This window comes from uncultured Draconibacterium sp., from assembly GCF_913063105.1.
In the GTDB taxonomy this organism is placed as follows: Bacteria; Bacteroidota; Bacteroidia; order Bacteroidales; family Prolixibacteraceae; genus Draconibacterium.
The window spans coordinates 108,914-122,845 of the sequence record NZ_CAJXYQ010000006.1 but is presented as its reverse complement, the minus strand read 5'-3'; the positions used below and the strand labels follow the sequence as shown (position 1 = coordinate 122,845).

Here is a 13,932-nt window from a genome sequence, read left to right as displayed (position 1 = left end):
AAATGGAAGAGAAAGTATTACAATTACAAATAGCGGAGCTAAACCAGAAGGTTGACTTGTTGCTGGAGTATGTTAACCAACAGCGCTTGAAAACCAATCAGTTGGAAGACCTGGTTGCCGACTTGTCGATAGTTGGCAAAGATATGTACGATACAGCCGTTGAGGAACTGGATAACCGTATGGTAAATCTTGATTTGGATGAGGTAAAGGGATTAATGTTGCGCATACTCAGAAATATCGATAACATGAACCGTTTTCTGGAAATGTTTGAAAGCATTACTGATTTGATAAAAGATGCTTCGCCAATACTAAACGAAGTAATTATTGATTTTTCGAAGAAGATGAATGAACTGGACCAAAAAGGCTATTTCGAGTTTTTTGCCGGTGCAGGGCAAATATTTGACAACATTATTTCGCACTACAAACCTGAGGATGTTAGAGATTTGGCAGACAATATTGTAACCATAATGGATACCGTACGTTCGGCCACTCAGCCCGAAATGATGACAGCCATGAACAATGGCCTGCGGATTTACGCGAGTATGGAAATGGACAATGTGCCAGAGTACAGCCTGGTGAAAGTATTCCGCGAAATGTATAAACCGGAAATGAAACGGGCGCTCGGATTCTTTGTAACATTTATGAAGAATATGGCAGCCGAAACCAATAAAAACAACAATTAAAAATAGAATTATGGCAGAAAAGACATTTGCAGGAAAAACAGTTGAGGTAACCGCAGAAGGTTACCTGGTGAACAAAGGTGACTGGAGTAGGGAAGTTGCCGCAGAAATGGCAAAAGAAGATGGAATTGAGCTTAGCGATAAACACTTTGCTGTGCTTGATTATTTGCGCGAGCAGGAAGCTGCCGGTGCCGCTTTAACAATCAGAAGAGTCGGAAAATCGGGAATTGTGGATATTAAAGGCTTGTACCAGCTATTTCCGGGTGGGCCACTGAAATTATCATCAAAATATGCCGGCATTGCAAAACCGGCCAGTTGTGTATAAAACTTAAAACCTGAAATTATGACTGAAGTAAAAGAAATACCTTTAAAAAAGGTGATGATTATTGTTGCCAAAGCCAATATTGAGGATGTTTATGCCGGTTTAATAATGGCAAACGGAGCAGTCATGGAAGGCATTGAAGCCAAGTTGTTTTTTACCTTTTTTGGTTTGGATGCCATTACCAAAAAACGAATGAACAAACTGCACACGGGTACCGTGGGAAATCCCGGAATGCGTATGCCAAACGGATGGCCTTTCCCAACCTTGCTTGGAGCCTTGCCGGGGGTAGAAGCCGGCGTTTCGGCAATGATGAAAAAACAAATGGATGAGTTGGATGTGCCGCCGGTTGACGAATTTTTAGATATGATAACTGCCGGTGGTGGCGAGGTTTACGCATGCAAAATGGCTGCCGATATGTTTAAACTTACCATGGACGACCTGTGTGAGCACGTAAAAGATATTATTACTGTAGGAGACCTTTATGCAATGTCGGGAGGCGAAGGAACACAGATAATATTTACATAGCTTATTTTTTTATTTTGGGAGCTGGGCGCCATCTGTAATCAGGTGGCGTTTTTTTGTTAAACGAGCCAGGTTGCTTAATTCCAATCAGGAATAATACACTTTGCTGTGCGTTGCTGCAATTGTGCTTCAAAGTTTGTCAGGCTTACTTTCATTACTGCGGAGTTGTCATCATGACAAGTGAGGCAGGCACCAACTGTTAACATACTTTTTTGCTGTTCAACATTTAGTGGAGAAACGTTGGAGCGTGTAGCCACCTTCCCGGTTCGGGTTTGCAGAAAATCTATCCAGGCATCGGCCGGTAAGCCGTCGTTTTCATCGCGCTGGTAAAGTGGCGAAAAAGTCCATTTGCCTTTTCCGTCTGTAATTTTGTATTCTAATTTTCCTTCGCCATAGCCCAATGCCAGCGAACTGTTATGGCAGCTTTTACAATCGCGTCCTTCTTTGGTGGTGGTGTGTGGTGCTACCGGTGCGTATAAACGATGAAAAATTGTGGACTTATCGGTGTCGTTCGTGTACGTGCTTTTGTCGATTGTTAAAATCATTCCCGGGGCAACAGGAATTATTTCTGTTTTATCGCCATCGGTACGCATTCCAAGCGAAGGAAGTTTTGCCTGGTATTCTCCAAAAAATTCTACCCAGCCTCCGGTTTGTTCTTTGTTGGCCACCATGTTGTACGATGGTTCGTGTGGGTCGTATTCGTTATGGCAGCCAATGCAGGTAGGTACCCACGACGAGTGACAGCTTGAACAGGCCAGTTTGGAGTGGGCATTGTTGCGCGAACAAAACTCCGCCGGAGGACTTAAGGCCATTTTTATACCGCTGTTTTTGGTTTGTAAAAAGGCTGTGTCGTTTTCAATAAATGTATTTACAAGTGCATGCTTGCGTTTTTCGGTTAGCAAAAATTGCTTATCCGAGCTGTTTTTCAGCCTTAATGCTGCAATAATGGCCGATTCATTGTCAAGGTTTTCAGCACGAATAGTTCTTGCTTTTCCCAAAAAATGACAATCGGAGCATTGAACATCTGCCTGATCTTCCTGGTGCGCATATAAATTGCCATCGCCCATTACTTCGTAAGAATGGTGGCAGTCGATACATTCCATGCCTAATTGGTGGTGCACATCGGCTTGTTTCTTAACAAATACCCGTTCGCCTTCGATAAGCCGGTAATTTTTTTCTTGAGGCATTTCTTCGGCCAAAAGGGTCGTTTCATGCCAGCCTTCGAAACTGGTTGATATTCTGCCTGAGCGACTGTGGCAGCCAAAGCAGTGATTGTTACTAATGGCCAGGCTTATTGATGGGTGGGCGTTAATAATGGTGTCGCCAGCCATGGCTAGAGCGGCTTCTGCTTCGTGGCTGTAATTTAAATGGCAGGCCAGGCAGCCTCCTCCACGGCTGCTTTCGTTAATTGGGCCATATTCCGTTTTGGGATTTCCCAAATGGCAACGTACACATAAATTGCGCAGGTGTTCGTCGGCAGCAGAGTTGCCCAGGCTGTGTACGTTGGTAAGTATATCAGGACTATCTTGTTCGTTAAAAACAAAACGGTCAACACTAATCATGCCGCTAAGAGTAGCCATAAGACCGGTAGGTACACGTTCAACAATTTCGGGGTGGCATTGTGTGGTTCCGCACGATTGCCAGGCAGTTGCCAGGTTGCCCGGAATTAATATCATGTTCTGGTGTGCCTGTTTTTTTGCAGTGGCAAAGGGATTGCCTCCATGGCACGATACACAGCCTATGGCCTCTGGCGAATGCGAATCGACCAACCCATGGGTTTCGGTGTGGCAGGCCAGGCAAGCTTCTTTTCGCCCCTGAATTAAGGGTGATGCCATTGCTGTTTCCAGTTCAAATTCGGGTGAGATTAGCACCCGGGGCGCTTTAAAATTGTTGAGCACCTCGTAATTGTATCCGTTTTGCCACGGGTATTTCCATTGCCAGCGCTCTCCTCTGAAGAACAAGCCAATTACAGTTAAAACAAAGTAAAAAGCAGTAAAAAGCAGTAAGCTGCGTTTACTAAAAAACATGGTTTTCCCCGACAGTGAATTAACAAGGAAAATTAGAATAAGTAAGGCCAAAAATAGCAGCAGTGACCATTCGGGTTGGCTCAGCCAATGCAAAATTTCCTGGAAGCCAACAAAATACCAGGGGCCTTTTACGGCCGGGTTCAGGTTGTCGTGCAGTGGAGCACTGAAAAAATAGCTAAACGCCAGTACTCCGATTACTGAAATTACAAAATCAAATAAAGGTGGCCAGTATTTTTTTCGGCTGTGCTCAATTATTATTACGGCAATAAATACAGTAAATGTGGCAATATGATGAACGTAGATCAGCTGATAACTTTCGGGATGGCCCAGTAAGGAAAACGCCAGGCTTTCTCCAATCAGCGGTACACGCTCTGCAAGGGTATGTAAAATCTGGCGGGCTTGTTCGCTGTCGGCATCGCCTTTTAATAAAAAGCCGGTAATCATGGCCAGAAAAATAATTAAAACCCCGATACTTAAACGAAAGGCCATGCCTGCCTTTAGCCCTATTTTATCTTTTTTATGAAAATGATCGTACAGATGTACAAGGCTGAAAATCAGGAAAAACTGTGAACTCCAGTAATGAAAGTTGCGAATAAATGCCCCCCACGGATTGGTAACAGCAATGGTACTAACACTCTGGTAAGGCGATTCTACATTAAACGGAACAGCAAGCAAAACGCCTGATAAAATTACCAGCCAGAACATGGCTACTGCCAGAGTTCCAAAAGTTGTTTTATCTTTTTTATTACCCATTTATCCGTTTACAATAATGTTTTTGCCGTCTGCAGTTGTGGTGTAGTTTACTTTTTTAAGGTCTTTATATGCCGGACCTTTAATTACAGTTCCGTCGAGTTTATATTCCGAGCCATGGCAGGGGCATACTAATTTTTTATTTTCCACCTTGTTGATTTTACATCCCAGGTGGCTGCAATAAGATGAAAATACTGTTGTCCCTTTTTCACTGTTAACCACAATATATTGGTCGAAAAACTGCACCTCTTTGTTTTTGTTAAGCGGCAAGGTGCTTGTTTTGTTTTCGGAGGTTTTAATGTGCTGAAGCGTTAGTTTATTCCAGATGTATACAAAAAAGGCAAGCAATCCTGCCGTTGCAAATTTTAAAAATGCCCGTCGGTTTTTTGTTGTCATCTGAATACTATTTGTGGCAAATGTAATAAATTGAAAAAATACCTGCCTGAAAATAGCACGCAATAAAAATGCTAACTCTGGTTTTGGTAATCTCTTGTAGTCGGTTTACATCAAACAGTTCGCCAAAATGAATCAAAGAAATTTTTACGTATTTGTAGGGGGTACATGTTAAAGAACCTATTTTCTGATTATGGAAGCCTGCTATTTATCCGTACTTTTAATTTTTCTTTTTACAGCGTTTAATAAGTTGTAAATAAGAATTATAGCGCGTTCTTGACAGGCATGAAAATGGTCCGAAAACAGGCTTATTTTTATCAGTTTCAAATTAGAAGCTGAAAGCACCGAACTACAAAATCCTTTATATATTTGCCCGGTATCTATAAATGTAAATAGGTATATATGAGAAAATATAGAACGGTAATTATTAAAAGGGCGCAGGGTTTGGTTAAAGGTAAATGAGGAAGCATGAACAGCTGAAAAATGTCATGTTTAGCGTGGATAAAGGTGAGATAAGTAAGAACGAAAACTGTAAAAAGGAGTACAATCGTCAGTTTAAAATGGGATTAAAATAGCGCTCTGGCTACTGTAACAAAAAACGAATTGTAATAATTGAATAAACGAGCCAAATAAAATTCTTTTAAAGACACAGGATAATGATTAGGCGAGTTAAATAAGTTACCGATAAAAACAAACAATAATAAACGAATGAAGACAAGACGGGATTTTATCAAAATTTCAACTGCCGGTGCCGGTGCTGCTGCAATAAGCGTAAAGGCATTTGGATCAAAGGGCTTCGGATTCTTTGAACCAAAAACTGAAGGTCCGGTAAGTGATGAGGATCTTACTCCGTATCCAACCTATTGCGAAGTGTGTTTTTGGAAATGTGCTGCCTGGGCTTATGTTGATAAGAACGGCAAAATTAGAAAAGTACTGGGTAATAAAAACGATCCGCACTGTAACGGACGTTTATGTCCGAGAGGTACAGGTGGGGTAGGTATGGTTTACGATGAAGATCGTTTAAAAACACCACTTATCCGGGATACACGCAAAGATGGCAGCCAGTATTTTCGCGAAGCATCGTGGGACGAAGCGCTAGATCTGGTAGCCGCTAAAATGAAAGAAGTAAAGGAGAAACATGGTCCTGAAGCATTTGGCTTGTTTAATCACGGAACTCCTGGCGGACAGTTTCATCATTTGTTGCGTGCCTATGGTTCTGAAAGTAATGCTGAACCTGCATTTGCCAACTGCAGGGGGCCACGCTCGTCGGCCTATTTCTCAACTTTTGGAGCTTATGTTGGTTCGCCCGAATGTACCGACATAAGAGATACCAAATGTCTTGTTTTAATTGGTTCGCACCTGGGCGAAAACATGCATAATTCGCAGGTACAGGAAATGTCGGATGCTATTGACAAGGGGGCAACAATCATTACTGTCGATCCAAGGTTTTCAACAGCAGCTGCGCACTCAAGCCACTGGCTGCCCATTAAGCCGGCAACGGATATTGCCCTGTTAATGGCCTGGATTCATGTTTTGGTTTACGAAGGATTATACGATAAAGATTACGTAGAACAATATACATTCGGACTCGATTACCTCAAGGATCATGTAAAACACATGACTCCGGAGTGGGCTTACGGTATTACTACCATCGAACCCGAAGAAATTAGAAAAACAGCGCGGGCTATGGCTGGTGCTGCTCCGGCAGTGGTTATTCACCCCGGACGCCACGTGGTGTGGTACGGCGACGATACCCAACGCGGAAGAGCAATGGCTATTTTAACCGCTTTGTTGGGCTCGTGGGGAAAACGCGGCGGATTTTATTTTCCCGAAGGCGTTTCTGTTCCTCATTATCCCCATCCGCATTTTCCGGAACCAAAATGGACCTGGAAAGACTGGAATGATGGAAAATATCCGCTGGCAACAATGGGTATTACTACCGAATTGTTAAAAGCATCCATTCCGCGATACAATTATAAACATCAGGTAAAAGCCTGGCTGGTAGCTGGTACTAACCTGCCACTATCAATGCCCGATAAACCTTTGTTTAAAGAGGCAGCTGATGCAGTAGAGTTTATTGCTGTTATGGATACCATGCCAATGGATATTACCGGTTATGCCGATGTGGTGTTTCCTGAGGCTACTTACCTGGAACGCTACGATGTGTTGCGTGCATCGCCAAATCGCGAGCCAAATATTGCATTGCGCATGCCGGCTATCGAGCCGAAATACGACTCGAAACCGGGCTGGTGGATTGCCAAACAACTTGGCGAACGACTGGGTTTGCACGAGTTTTTTAACTACAATGATTACGCTGAGGTAATTGACTGGCAATTAAAACAATTGGGTACCTCTTTAGAGGAAATGAAGAAAGTTGGAATTAAGAAATTCCCGAGAAAGAGTGGCCCGTTGTACCTTGGCGAAGGTGAAGCATTTGATTTCAATACCACAACCGGTAAAATAGAATTATACTCTGTTGATTTTGCTGATTATGGTTTTGATGCCATTCCAAATTATACCAAACACCCCGAGCCTCCGCAAGATTTCTACCGTTTAATATACGGACGTGCACCAATGCATACTTTTAGCCGTACTTCAAACAATCCGAATCTTTCAGATTTAATGAGCGAAAACAGTGTGTGGGTGAACCCAAAAGTTGCCGACTTATGGGAGCTTAAAAACGGACAGGAAGTATGGTTGAAAAACCAGGATGGAGCAATTACTTCCTTCCCCGTAAAAGTGCGGATAACAGAACGTATTCGTTGGGATTCGGTGTATATGGTTCACGGATTTGGACATAAAAACAAAAAACTCTCGAGGGCTTTCGGAAAAGGAGCCAGCGATACCGAAATGGTAACCAATGTTTTGGTTGACCCAATTATGGGAGGTACCGGAATGAGAGGAAACTTTATTACATTTTTAAAAGAAAATCCTGAAGTGGAAGGGAAGGAGGTTAAAGCATGAGGTATGCAATGGCAATTGACACCAAAAAGTGTGTTGGATGTGGCGACTGTGTAGTTGCTTGTCAAACTGAAAATAATGTGCCGCACGGTTACTGTCGCGACTGGATTGTTGAACGAGTTGACGGAACTTATCCGAGTTTGAGTCTTGAGTTTCGTTCAGAACGTTGTAATCATTGCGATAATTCTCCTTGTGTAAGGTGTTGCCCAACCGGGGCAAGCCATATTGGGCAAGGCGGAGTTGTATTGGTAAAGCACAACAAATGTATCGGTTGTGGTGCCTGTATTCAATCATGTCCTTACGATGCCCGTTATTCGCATCCCGAGGGCTATGTTGATAAATGTACCTTCTGTTTACACCGGGTTCAAAAAGGACAACTTCCGGCATGTGTTGATGTTTGTCCGACAAAGTGCTTGTATTTTGGAGACCTTGATGATCCGAACAGCGATGTATCACTGGCCATTAAAGATCGAAAATGGAAAGTGCTGGCACCGGAAGCCGGAACAAAACCACAATTATTTTTTCTAACCTAACACTTTTAAGCATATGAAAGAAGAATTATTTGTAAGTGGAAGAAATATACCAAACATTGATCCTTACCTCAATATTTGGCATTGGCAAATTCCTTTGTATTTGTTTTTGGGAGGATTAGCGGCAGGAATATTGTTTTTTGCCGGTTACTACGTAGTACGTGGCAAGGAAAATACAATGGAAGCCACAGTAAAATGGGCACCAATAATTGCTCCTTTGGCATTGGTAATTGGGCTGGGTGCATTGTTTTGGGACTTAAAACACAAGTTGTTTTTTTGGCAGCTGTATACTACCGTTCGACTAGATTCGCCAATGAGCTGGGGCGCCTGGACCCTGATGGCAATAACACCGTTGTCGTTTATTTGGGTAGCCAGCTATATGAAAGAGTTAGTGCCTGGCTGGGATTGGAAGCTGGAGATTGTAAATAAGATGGAAGCCTGGGTAATAAAACAACGCGTGGCTTTTGCCTGGGTAATGATGATTTTATCAATTATTCTGGGAGTGTACACCGGTATACTATTATCGGCTTTTAATGCACGTCCGTTATGGAACACCAGTATCCTTGGGCCTTTGTTCCTGGTTTCTGGTTTTTCAACCGGCTTAGCGGCAATAATCTGGATAAGTAAGGATGAAAAAGAAAGAAGAAAATTAAGTCGTATCGACCTGATCTTAATCATCATCGAAATTTTCCTCATCATCCACCTGTTTATGGGGTTCCTTGCCGGATCAGAAACAGCCATTGAAGCAGCCAATCTTTTTCTTGGCGGACATTTTACGGTAAGTTTCTGGGTATTTGTGGTGGTTATCGGTTTAATTTTTCCGGCACTTTTTGAAACGCTTGAAATATGGGGCTTACACGTACCCAAATGGTTACCACCGGCAATGATCTTGTTTGGCGGATTTATGTTCCGTTTTATAATGGTTGAGGCCGGACAAATAACACGATATCTTTATTGATAAATTTTTTAAACAAAAAGTATGAGTTCAGAAAAAACAACAATACAACAACCCAAATACATTAATCCGTATTTGGGAGGCGTTTTACTCGGATTACTTATTCTTGTAACTGTATTTATTACCGGCCGCGGACTTGGAGCCAGTGGTGCCGTAAAAAGTGCGGTAGTTACAACGGCAAATACTGTTGCTCCAAACGCTACCGAAGCTAATGCCTACATGAAACAATTTGTTAGCGATGATCATTCGCCTATGTACACCTGGCTGGTTTTTGAATCGCTTGGAATTTTATTGGGAGGTATTTTCTCGGGAATTGTTTTTGGTCGTATGAAGAAAATCAGAACCGATCATGGTCCGCGAATTACCAGCCGGAAACGACTTCTTTTAGCAGTAATTGGTGGTGCATTATTTGGTATTGGCAGCCAGTTTGGGCGCGGATGTACCAGCGGTGCAGCACTAAGTGGAAGCGCTACATTTGCCTTAGGTGGCGTAATTGTAATGTTTGCCATTTTTGGCACCGGCTATGCAGTAGCTTATTTCTTCAGAAAACTTTGGATATAATAAACAAACAAAAAATTTAGAAAAAATGGGACCTTTAATTCCTAATGGTATAATTGGCGAAGGCTGGGATTTTGTAATTGCAATTTTACTCGGCATTGCCTTCGGATTTATTCTTGAAGCATCCGGGTTTTCTTCTTCACGTAACCTTGCCGGTGTTTTTTACGGATATAACTTTGTTGTTTTGCGTGTGTTTTTTACCGCCCTTATTGTTGCCATGGTCGGACTTATGTATTTTGACTATGTGGGCTGGCTCGACTTATCGCAAATATTTATACTTCCAACCTATTTAACACCAATGATTGTTGGCGGAGTAATTATGGGCTTTGGTTTTGTTATTGGAGGCTATTGCCCCGGCACCAGTTTTACCGGAATAGCCATTGGTAAACTTGATGCGATATTTTTTACGGTAGGATTGTTCGTGGGAATTTTCCTGTTCTCCTTAACTTACCCGCTTTTTGAGGGTTTCTTTGATAGCGGTTATCTTGGAAATGTTACACTTACCGAGTTAACCGGAATTCCTGCTCCGTGGTTTGCGTTTGCATTTACTTTTGTGGCATTGGCAGCATTTTGGGGAACCATGCTTATTGAAAAGCGTGTTCGGAAAAACATGAAACAATATAAATTCTAAACCTGCAATGCAGTATTCGAATTGAATCTATTCACGCAATTTGAGAATTGATAATTTAAATGACATGAACCGAAATTATATTTTTCTAACCATAGTAATGCTGGTGCTGGCAGCCGGAACCTTATTTTTAACCACCAGCGATGAACCAAAACAGATTGCTCCCGAGGAGCTGTTGCAGGAAATTATTCAACCAAGCCGGTATGTTACTACCGATCAGGTGGCAAAAATGATTATCCAGGGCGACCCCTCGTTATTAATGGTTGATGTAAGGCCGGAGGGAGAATTCGAGGAATACGCATTGCCGGGATCGGTAAATGTTCCGCTCGAAAACCTGCTGGATGAAGAAAACCTGTCGTATTTTGGTGTACCGGGTGTAAAAGTAGTTTTTGTTTCAAACGACGATATTCGTGCCGATCAAACTTGGGTGTTAACCAAACGCCTGGGGTACAAAGGCACCTATGTATTAAAAGGCGGTATCAACTGCTGGATGCAAACGATTATCGATCCCTTACCACCAAATGAAGATGCTCCAAAAAGTGAATTTGAGGCCTACGCTTTCCGCCGTGGTGCTCAAATTTATTTTACCGGTGCCGCAACACTTGCCCCTGATGGCGAAAATGTTCAGGTTCAGGTGCGTCGCAGAGAAAAAACAAATGTGGCAGCCGGAGGTTGCTAATATCTAAATCAGTAAAATTATTACCATGCATATACATGAAATAAACCCGTGGAGAACTTTAATTGCAGTAGCAATATTTGTGGTTATTCTGCTAATTGGTTTTTTAACCATGCCAAAACCATTGTTGAATTACGAAAAGAGCATGAACGAAAGTGTTGATGCCCTGCTGATGTCGGAAGATTATGTTTATCCGTGGGAGCTTGAAGAAATTATTGCTGATAAACCCGATAGTATTGTAATTTTTGATATCCGGGATAACTTCGTTTTCGGACAGGGGCACATTCCCGGTGCCGAGAATTTATCGGCCAACACCTTAACATTTCCCGAGAATATTGAACGGTTAAAGGCTCTTAAAGAGATGGGAACTACCATAATTCTGTACGGCGAAGATGAATTGCAGGCCAATGGCCCATGGTTGTTTTTTCATCAGGTTGGATTCGACAATATGAAACTTTTATTGGGTGGTTATAAGTACTATAACGAACATAAAGATGATTTGTATTCAACGATGGATGACGATGCTTATTATAGCGGCTTTCCAAAGTTTGATTATGCCGACATGGCTGCACCCAAAGAAGGTTCTGAACTTTTTTCTGATTCAGAAAATAAACCGGTAGAGGTGCGACGACGCAAAAAATCGAATATTGCAGCCGGGGGCTGTTAGTAAACCGCTTGTAGTTAAAATACCAATATATTCTATAAAATCCTGAAGTATTTCAACTTCAGGATTTTTTTATTTGGAATCATTTTTGTTAAGCGCTCGGCTATAGTTATTTTTACAACAGAAACAAAAACAAATATACATGTCAAAAATCCTGGTTATAGACGACGAGCGGAGTATCCGTAATACCTTAAAAGATATTCTTGAGTACGAAAAATACGAAGTAGATTTAGCAGAAGACGGCGCGAAAGGAATTGAAAAAATACGATCGGCAGAGTACGACATCGTACTTTGCGACATAAAAATGCCTGGATTAGATGGGATTGAAGTACTGGAGCGCCTTGTAGTTTTAGCGCCCGATACTCCGGTTGTAATGATATCGGGCCACGGAAATATCGATACGGCAGTTGACTCGATAAAAAAGGGGGCTTTCGATTATATCGAAAAGCCGCTTGATTTAAACCGCTTGCTTATAACCATCCGGAATGCCATGGACAAATCAAGCCTGGTAACTGAAACCAAAATTTTAAAGAAAAAAGTAAATAAGAAATTTCAGATTATCGGTGAATCGAAGGCCATAACTGAAATTATTGAGATGGCCGACCGGGTGGCTCCTACCGATGCACGTGTTTTAATTACCGGGGCAAACGGCTCGGGAAAAGAACTGGTTGCCCGACGCATTCACGATCAAAGCAATCGGTCGGCTGGGCCTTTTGTAGAAGTGAATTGTGCTGCCATTCCATCTGAATTGATAGAAAGCGAACTGTTTGGGCACGAAAAAGGTGCCTTTACATCAGCGGTAAAACAACGTAAAGGTAAGTTTGAACAAGCCAACGGAGGAACACTTTTTCTTGATGAAATTGGAGATATGAGCTTGTCGGCGCAAGCTAAAGTATTACGGGCATTGCAAGAAAGTATTATTAGCCGCGTAGGTGGCGATAAGCATATAAAAGTTGACGTGCGGGTGGTGGCAGCAACCAATAAAAAACTGGCGACAGAGATTGCTGAAAATAAATTCAGAGAAGACTTATACCATCGTTTAAGTGTAATTTTAATTCATGTGCCAACGCTCAACGATCGCATTGAAGATATTCCTTTGTTAGCCGGCCATTTTATTCAGCAAATTTGTAACGAGTATGGCATGCAAGAGAAAACAATTACAGCAAAGGCAATAAAAGAGCTCCAAAAAATAAACTGGACAGGTAATATTCGTGAGTTTAGAAATGTTATCGAAAGATTGATTATTCTTTGCGATAAAGAGATTAACGACAGCGATGTGCTCAAATTTGCAGCTCCTTTGAAATAGTTTTATTTCAATTAATTACATACTCCCTCAAACATCTTTCCCTATTTGTTGTTAATTATGTAACTAATGCAGTTTTTAACTGCGTTTTAAGTTATGAATAAAAGATATTAGCCTCTGGTTTCGGAAGTCAATTTGTCATGGCGTATTATTAATCTTTCCCTCGGGAAAATATTTTTCTTCCGTTTTCAGAGGCTTTTCTTTTGTTAAAATTTTACTTTAAACAGGTAGAAGAAAACATTTAAAACGATGTACAGCAGAATAACCAGTGCCAATCCGTACACGTTAAAAGCAAGCAATAAAACCAAGGCCAGCAAAAGAAACAGGTAGCGATACCAGTTCTCTTTAAAACGAAGGTTCTTTACTTTTAACGAAAACATTGGTAAGTTAATAACCATCATTCCTGCCATAAAAACACACAGAATAACCAGGTTTTTGGTGGAATATATAATTTGAAAATATTCGTGGTATTTAGGAAACTCGAGCATTAATCCCAATGATGCCCAAAAAATACCATTCGAGGGGATAGGCAATCCTCTAAAAAAGGGTTCGTTATCGGGCAGTACATTAAACTTTGCCAACCTTAGTGCACCAAATACCGGAATCAGGAAGGCCGAAAACAGGATGAGCCACTCGTACCATTCGCCGCTTATTTCGTGAATTGGCTGATTGGTTTCAAACAATGAAAATTCCAGGAGCGTAAATAAAATGGCACCGGGCGCTATGCCAAACGAAACCAGGTCTGACAGTGAGTCGAGCTGTTTGCCTATTTCCGAATAAGCTTTTAAAGCCCGGGCTGCCAATCCATCGGCAAAATCAAATACTGATGCTGCACAGATAAAAATTCCGGCCCAAATCAGGTGTCCGTCAATAGCAAAAAAAGTGGCTATAATTCCTGAGAGGAGGTTAAGTGTGGTAATAAAATTGGGTATTTGTTTTATCACTGATCTCATGAGTGAGTTG

At 41.8% G+C, this 13,932-nt stretch carries 14 protein-coding genes; 11 read left to right on the top strand and 3 right to left on the bottom strand.

Annotation, left to right across the window (positions count from 1 at the left end):
- Positions 1-2: 2 nt before the first annotated feature.
- Genes QZ574_RS07835 through QZ574_RS07825 form a run of 3 tightly spaced genes read left to right on the top strand, consistent with a single transcriptional unit; the run spans position 3 to position 1,527 of the window.
- Positions 3-683: a DUF1641 domain-containing protein gene (locus tag QZ574_RS07835; RefSeq protein ID WP_297088553.1), complete on the top strand. Its 681-nt coding sequence runs from the start codon at positions 3-5 to the stop codon at positions 681-683.
- Positions 684-693: 10 nt separating this feature from the next.
- Positions 694-1,005, top strand: a complete 312-nt coding sequence (locus tag QZ574_RS07830) for a TusE/DsrC/DsvC family sulfur relay protein (RefSeq protein WP_297088550.1) — start codon at positions 694-696, stop codon at positions 1,003-1,005.
- An 18-nt stretch (positions 1,006-1,023) separates the two neighbouring features.
- Entirely contained in the window at positions 1,024-1,527 is a 504-nt protein-coding gene (locus QZ574_RS07825; protein ID WP_297088549.1) for a DsrE/DsrF/DrsH-like family protein, read from the top strand.
- A 74-nt stretch (positions 1,528-1,601) separates the two neighbouring features.
- Here QZ574_RS07825 and QZ574_RS07820 read toward each other — a convergent pair whose 3' ends face one another.
- Together QZ574_RS07820 and QZ574_RS07815 are read right to left on the bottom strand one after the other, a co-directional pair.
- Positions 1,602-4,304: a cytochrome b N-terminal domain-containing protein gene (locus QZ574_RS07820; protein WP_297088547.1), complete on the bottom strand. Its 2,703-nt coding sequence runs from the start codon at positions 4,302-4,304 to the stop codon at positions 1,602-1,604.
- Positions 4,305-4,697, bottom strand: coding sequence for a Rieske (2Fe-2S) protein (locus tag QZ574_RS07815; RefSeq protein ID WP_297088545.1), 393 nt, complete (start codon positions 4,695-4,697; stop codon positions 4,305-4,307).
- A 705-nt stretch (positions 4,698-5,402) separates the two neighbouring features.
- Here QZ574_RS07815 and QZ574_RS07810 point away from each other — a divergent pair.
- The 8 genes from QZ574_RS07810 to QZ574_RS07775 all read left to right on the top strand — a co-directional run bounded on the left by QZ574_RS07810 (position 5,403) and on the right by QZ574_RS07775 (position 12,972).
- On the top strand, positions 5,403-7,658 hold the full coding sequence (locus tag QZ574_RS07810) for a molybdopterin-dependent oxidoreductase (protein WP_297088543.1): 2,256 nt from the start codon (positions 5,403-5,405) through the stop codon (positions 7,656-7,658).
- A complete protein-coding gene (locus tag QZ574_RS07805; protein WP_297088541.1) occupies positions 7,655-8,188 on the top strand; it encodes a 4Fe-4S dicluster domain-containing protein in 534 nt (177 codons plus the stop codon). The genes QZ574_RS07810 and QZ574_RS07805 overlap by 4 nt, the downstream gene beginning before the upstream one ends.
- A 13-nt stretch (positions 8,189-8,201) precedes the next feature.
- Positions 8,202-9,143: an NrfD/PsrC family molybdoenzyme membrane anchor subunit gene (gene nrfD, locus QZ574_RS07800; protein WP_297088539.1), complete on the top strand. Its 942-nt coding sequence runs from the start codon at positions 8,202-8,204 to the stop codon at positions 9,141-9,143.
- Positions 9,144-9,164: 21 nt separating this feature from the next.
- Positions 9,165-9,701 (top strand): YeeE/YedE thiosulfate transporter family protein, encoded by a 537-nt coding sequence (locus QZ574_RS07795; protein WP_297088537.1) that lies wholly within the window; start codon positions 9,165-9,167, stop codon positions 9,699-9,701.
- 25 nt (positions 9,702-9,726) lie between these two features.
- The gene (locus QZ574_RS07790; RefSeq protein WP_297088534.1) at positions 9,727-10,329 is read left to right on the top strand and encodes a YeeE/YedE thiosulfate transporter family protein; all 603 of its coding nucleotides are present in this window, start codon (positions 9,727-9,729) and stop codon (positions 10,327-10,329) included.
- Positions 10,330-10,393: 64 nt separating this feature from the next.
- Positions 10,394-11,005, top strand: a complete 612-nt coding sequence (locus QZ574_RS07785; protein WP_297088532.1) for a rhodanese-like domain-containing protein — start codon at positions 10,394-10,396, stop codon at positions 11,003-11,005.
- Between the two features lie 25 nt (positions 11,006-11,030).
- Positions 11,031-11,669 (top strand): rhodanese-like domain-containing protein, encoded by a 639-nt coding sequence (locus QZ574_RS07780; RefSeq protein ID WP_297088530.1) that lies wholly within the window; start codon positions 11,031-11,033, stop codon positions 11,667-11,669.
- A 139-nt stretch (positions 11,670-11,808) separates the two neighbouring features.
- Entirely contained in the window at positions 11,809-12,972 is a 1,164-nt protein-coding gene (locus QZ574_RS07775) for a sigma-54 dependent transcriptional regulator (protein WP_297088528.1), read from the top strand.
- 203 nt (positions 12,973-13,175) lie between these two features.
- Here the strand turns inward: QZ574_RS07775 and QZ574_RS07770 are convergent, their stop codons facing one another.
- Complete coding sequence (locus QZ574_RS07770; protein ID WP_297088526.1) at positions 13,176-13,922, bottom strand: CDP-alcohol phosphatidyltransferase family protein; 747 nt, start codon at positions 13,920-13,922, stop codon at positions 13,176-13,178.
- Positions 13,923-13,932: the final 10 nt, after the last annotated feature.